Genomic DNA, 4809 nt, shown 5'->3' on the forward strand with positions numbered 1-4809 from the left:
ATGCGTGCCTAGATCAATGCCTAGGTAATTTTTTGCTAAATAGTAGTCAAACATACTTAGATTTCTGTTAGCGATTTTGCGATCTAGCTCCTTAATCCCCGTGCTTATGCCCTGTGGCTTTTCTTGTGCTGACTCTTGTGCTTGGGGTTGTGCTGGGGGTTGTGCGTGGGGTTGTGCTGGGGGTTGTGCTGGGGGTTGTGCTTGCGCGCTATCCTCCCCCCTGATCACATCATCCCCCAAGGGCGCGCTATGTTTAAGGTATTGGCTCTCAATAAGTTGGCTTAAGCCCTCTGCTAAAGTCCCCATTAGTTCACCTTATAGGCTTTGGTGTGCTTAAGCTCTTGGGCGGGCAAAAAGCCTTCCTCTACTAGCTTTTGCTTTGTCTTGGCTAGCGCGGCTTGGTAGAAATAGCGCGCCTGTTCTCTCTCAAACTCTTCTAGCGCGCTAGCCTGTTCTTGCAACATTCTAACCGCATTACTCTCTATCAAGCTAGTTAGATGCAATTGCGCTTCTAGTTCCATCTCTTTAAGCGCGCGCATTTGTGCTTCCTCTTGCAAAATATCAAGCACTATCGCGCGCACTTGGGCTAACACCTCCTTATTGAAGGCGTTTTTAAAAAGCCCCTGCATGTCTTGGCGCGTCTTGGTGAAAAACGCGTCATGTTCTTGTTTCAAAAAGCTAATGTCCATCGCCCTAATCGCCCCCTCAATGGCTTCCCTAAAATCCTGCTCTAAGATCGCGCTATAGTGCCCCTCTAGTTCTCTTATAAAGCCCTGCACACTGCTTTTAAAGCCCTCTTGTTGTTCTTTGAGCGCGTGATCTAGACTCTCTTGGGCGTGTTGGCTTAACTCTTGTGTGCGCAAGTTAAGCCCCTCTAACACCTGCGGGGTTAGTTGCTTTTCTAGCTCCCCAATTAACACCCCACTCGCCTCCCTCAAGGACTGGGCGATCGCTATGGCGTGATCTTGTAACACCTCGCCCTTAGACTCCTCTAACTCTTTAGCAAAGAAACTCAAACGCTCCTGTATCTGCTTTTCTAGCGCGCGCTCTTGGGCTTTGATAAAAAGGTCTGTGGCTAATTGGGTGTCGCTAGCTAGCTGGGTTAATAGAGTGCGCTGGGTCTGCTGGAGTTGCGCGCTTAAGTCCTGCTTAGCTTGCTCTAAAATCGCTTGGGCTTGTTGCTGGTAGCTAGCCTCTAGCCCCTGCACACTGCCCTCTAAACTAGCTGCTAAAGCCTGCTTAACTTCCCGCTCAATCTGTGCGCTTTTTTTCAAAAACGCCCCTGTGATCTGCACCTCTAAAGGCTTTTGCATAGATTCTAATTTGGCTTCAATCTTGCTATTCAAGGCGGCTTGAAAAGCCCCCTGTATTTCCAAACTCTGGGCTTTTTCTTGCAAAATGTTTTCCACCATGCTTTTTAGTTCTTGGGTCTTAGCGCGCATTTGGGTATCTATGTGCTTGGTCAAACTATTGCGCGCAAATTCCACTAAAGCCATGTTCTCCGCCTTAGCTTTCTCTATAGCCCCTAAGAGTTCTTGAATCTTTTCATACAATAACATCGCATTCCCTTTAAGCGCATTCTAGCGCGCTTTCAACCCTAAAACAAGGGGTGAAGTGCCCAAATGCTAAAGACATTTGGGCTTCCTAGGCTGATGTTGCCCGTAGGGAGAGTTTGGTTCTCACTCTATGTCCCTATAGTAGGGATTTTACAGAGTTTGAGCTCCAACGCATTCCCTACAGGTCTCACACATCATATCTCCAAAGGCGTAACTTTCGACACTCCCTGCCGTAGATACGAATGTATGAGAGCATTATACCACGAATTAGTGGCATTCATCCCACCCGCTAAAGACGAGTGGGATTTCTGCCGAGGAGGCTTAAACTTGTGAAAGCTGCGCTTCTTCCTCAAAGATTAAACTATCTATATAACTTGTAAAAATGCTATTTCGTTCTTTTTCCTGCGCGCTCAAGTTTTCCCCCTCTGAGCGGAAAAACGCCCTGCTAAAGTCTATGCCCCTCTCTTGCGCGTAGGCTAGAGCCTGCGCATAGGGTCTTTTAGTTTTAAAGCTCGCAAAAGAAGTAACCCTGTAGCACTGCCACAATTCCACAATATAGGCGTGGTAAGCGTCCTCTAATTGCATCAAAAAATCCGGCTCTAGCTTGTCTAATTCTTCTTGATCGTCCTTAATATTTTCATAATGCCACACTTGTGGGCTTTTGCTAGGCAAGTCTTTTATTTGTGCGCGCTGGAGAATAATGGTGTCGCCTATGTGCTCTTTTAGCTCTTCATCAACCTCCCACCTTGTCGTCCATATTGTCTTACCATTGGCTATAACCTCGTGGGGGTAGCTCTCATACACATGGTGCATATGCGCTAGAGTGATCACCCCATCATAGCCAAATTCATAGCTATAAGTCTTGCCCCCCTCTTTGTTCACCATCTTAACGCGTCCTGCGCGCTTGTAAAACTCTTTTTCACTGGGTAAATCCAACTTATCCGGATAGGCAATTTTTCCAAACAAGGGCAATCTATGCCCACGGGGGTAGTATTTCATCTTTTCTAAAAAGTCATGGCTATTGAGCTGATCGATCATAGGGCGGATAAATTTGCGCTGGTGGTGCTCAAAGAGTCTTTCAACCACTTGCGTATCAAAAGCCCCAAATCTCTCACTCACCAACATAGAAAAGCCCTCTTGTATTTGCGCAATGCGCTTTTTTAAATTGGCTTGCATCGCCTCTTTAGTGCGCTGGCTATTTAAGGCAAAATCGCTAGTAGGAAAAGGCAATTTGAGCGGGTCGTAAAACGCATTCCCCGCCTTGTGTCTGTGCGCGCTGTTATTGATCTGTTCGGCAAAGAGGTTAGGCTGTTTAGTCCCTAAAATCCCCTTCATGCAATTAGGGGCTTCTAGCCCCGCTCTATAGCCTAGAGTGCCCGGGTTTTCATCCTTGTAAATGCTCCCCTCTGGGAAAATAGCATAAGGGTTGTAAATGAGCGCATAAGTTACCCGGGTGTTCTCTAGGGCTAGATTCTGCTTAATGAGCTGTGCGCCTGCTTTAAACCCACTTATAGAGCTTTGATCAAACTGGGTCGCGTTGCTGGCGTAATCCTTGAAAATAGAGCTGGTGATCGTGCCAACAATGTCAGCAACCGCGCTAGTAACGGCTATGCCAATAATAGCCCCCCCTAAAGGTGTGCCCGCCCCAAAGTTAAATACAGAGACTAGCACGCCCACTAAAACGCCTATAATCGCCTGGATGATCGCCGCTATGAAGTCAAATAAGTTCTCCCCCTCAAACGCGTCTTCAAAGATTTGGAAATGCCCATCGGCTTCGGCTTTAGCCGCTAGCATCGCTTGGCGCTCTAAAATCCCATCGCTAATATCTAGCTGGTAGTCATCCCTGTACTTGGTGTAGACATCCTGCAAATACACGCGGTGGTTGTGTACAAAAGCCTTATACTTAGGGTCTGCCCTATTGCCGATTAAAGGCATTAAAGGGGACTTTTATACTCTATGTTTAGGACTTCTTGCACACTCTTAGCCTCTTTTATGGCGCGTCTTAGGCGGTGTCTGTAGCCTAAAAGCTTTGTCAAAGCCTTGTTATAAGCCTCGTACTTGTTGATGATCTTTTTAACTAAGATCGCCCTAGGTTCGTCTCTAGCTAGGGCTAGCGCGTCTATGAAGGGGGTAGGAATTGTGGGGTCAGTGGTGATGGCTTCTTGGTACTGCTTTTCAAAAGTCAACACCTCGCCTAAAGGAATGTGCGCGCTGTGCATACGCCCTAAATCTTGGCTAAAAAGCGCGTCCACTAGGTTTAATTGGCGTTGCTTAGCCTGATCCAAGCTCATAGGAACTAATTTGCCCTCCTGCAATTTCAGCCCCACACAATAATAAGCCTCTTGGTCTTGGGGGATTTCTAACACCATTAACTGCTCGGGGTTGTAGTTGGGCAAATCCTCTCCCTTGAAAATATCGCTAATGGCGTTGTCCTCAATGAGCGCGTAAAACCTATTTGGCTGGCAAGTCCCCTTAGTGTCTTGTTCTTGCCCTTCCACTAAAACATATTGCAAACGCTCTTCATGGGCTTGTAAAATTTCTTCTTCTTGCGCGCTGATGTCCATGTTCACTCCTTTTAAGATGTGGGGGCTTTGTGGCTAAAGCTGATATAGCCATCTCTTGCCATATTTTTAAGTGGTTCGATAGAGTCTTGAAAATGCCCTATGGGCATGTGTCTATTCCCATAGCGGTATCTAAGAGTGCGCGCGTTATAGCCATAAGCCTGCGCTAGCTTAGTGATACTGCCAAATTTGTAGATAATCTTATCTTTGTCAAAGTGGATGTAAAAAGCCATGTTTCTCCTTTTTGCCAATAAAAGCAAAAACTAACAAGAATTTCAAGGGTTAAAAGATAGAATCAAAAAAGGATTAAACCCGACTTATTGCTCATCTACCGCCATGTCGGTGGTATCTTAGAACTAATCCGCTTGGGGTCTCATAGCGACATCTTCACAGCCTAAGCCTCTAAATGGTGCGCGCTGGGGTATTTTTGCCACTTAGAGCCCTGTGGCTTAGATTCCCCCCCCTGCATCGCCTGCACTTGGCTTAACTCCTCGCTAGTGGTGTGCGCCTCCACTAATGCGCCTTGTTGGCTGTATTTTTGGGCTTTAGCTTGCAATTCTAGTATCTGGGCTTGGATTTTTTGCAATTCTAGAGCTTGGAGTTGTTCATTATAAGGGGCTTGCGCTTGGGCTTGTTGCTCTTGGGCTTGCTGGGCTTTGGTGATGATCTCCATCACATCCGCGCTAATGGGG

5 protein-coding genes and 2 pseudogenes are annotated in these 4809 nt (G+C 46.7%); 1 reads left to right on the forward strand and 6 read right to left on the reverse strand.

Features of this window, described 5'->3' with window-relative positions; genetic code table 11:
• From EAO37_RS08700 to EAO37_RS08720, 5 genes and pseudogenes are all read right to left on the reverse strand, one after another.
• Nucleotides 1-306, reverse strand: a pseudogene (locus EAO37_RS08700) (hypothetical protein); the annotation flags it as partial.
• The gene (locus EAO37_RS08705; protein WP_120953288.1) at nt 306-1559 is read right to left on the reverse strand and encodes a hypothetical protein; all 1254 of its coding nucleotides are present in this window, start codon (nt 1557-1559) and stop codon (nt 306-308) included. The gene EAO37_RS08705 and the pseudogene EAO37_RS08700, both read right to left, overlap by 1 nt.
• 318 nt (nt 1560-1877) lie before the next feature.
• Nucleotides 1878-3491 (reverse strand): hypothetical protein, encoded by a 1614-nt coding sequence (locus tag EAO37_RS09760; protein ID WP_240451796.1) that lies wholly within the window; start codon nt 3489-3491, stop codon nt 1878-1880.
• Nucleotides 3491-4120 carry a hypothetical protein gene (locus tag EAO37_RS08715; RefSeq protein WP_120953291.1) on the reverse strand — a complete coding sequence of 210 codons (630 nt, stop codon included), beginning with the start codon at nt 4118-4120 and terminating at the stop codon, nt 3491-3493. Before EAO37_RS08715 ends, EAO37_RS09760 begins: the two co-directional genes overlap by 1 nt.
• Nucleotides 4121-4131: 11 nt before the next feature.
• Nucleotides 4132-4350 carry a hypothetical protein gene (locus EAO37_RS08720; RefSeq protein ID WP_120953294.1) on the reverse strand — a complete coding sequence of 73 codons (219 nt, stop codon included), beginning with the start codon at nt 4348-4350 and terminating at the stop codon, nt 4132-4134.
• A gap of 72 nt (nt 4351-4422) precedes the next feature.
• Between EAO37_RS08720 and EAO37_RS08725 the strand changes: the two genes are divergently transcribed.
• Nucleotides 4423-4515, forward strand: coding sequence for a type II toxin-antitoxin system YafQ family toxin (locus EAO37_RS08725; RefSeq protein ID WP_120953297.1), 93 nt, complete (start codon nt 4423-4425; stop codon nt 4513-4515).
• Here the strand turns inward: EAO37_RS08725 and EAO37_RS08730 are convergent.
• A pseudogene (locus EAO37_RS08730) lies at nt 4512-4809 on the reverse strand (portal protein); the annotation flags it as partial. The gene EAO37_RS08725 and the pseudogene EAO37_RS08730 overlap by 4 nt on opposite strands.

Source organism: Helicobacter sp. L8 (assembly GCF_003660355.1).
Taxonomy (GTDB): Bacteria; Campylobacterota; Campylobacteria; order Campylobacterales; family Helicobacteraceae; genus Helicobacter; species Helicobacter labacensis.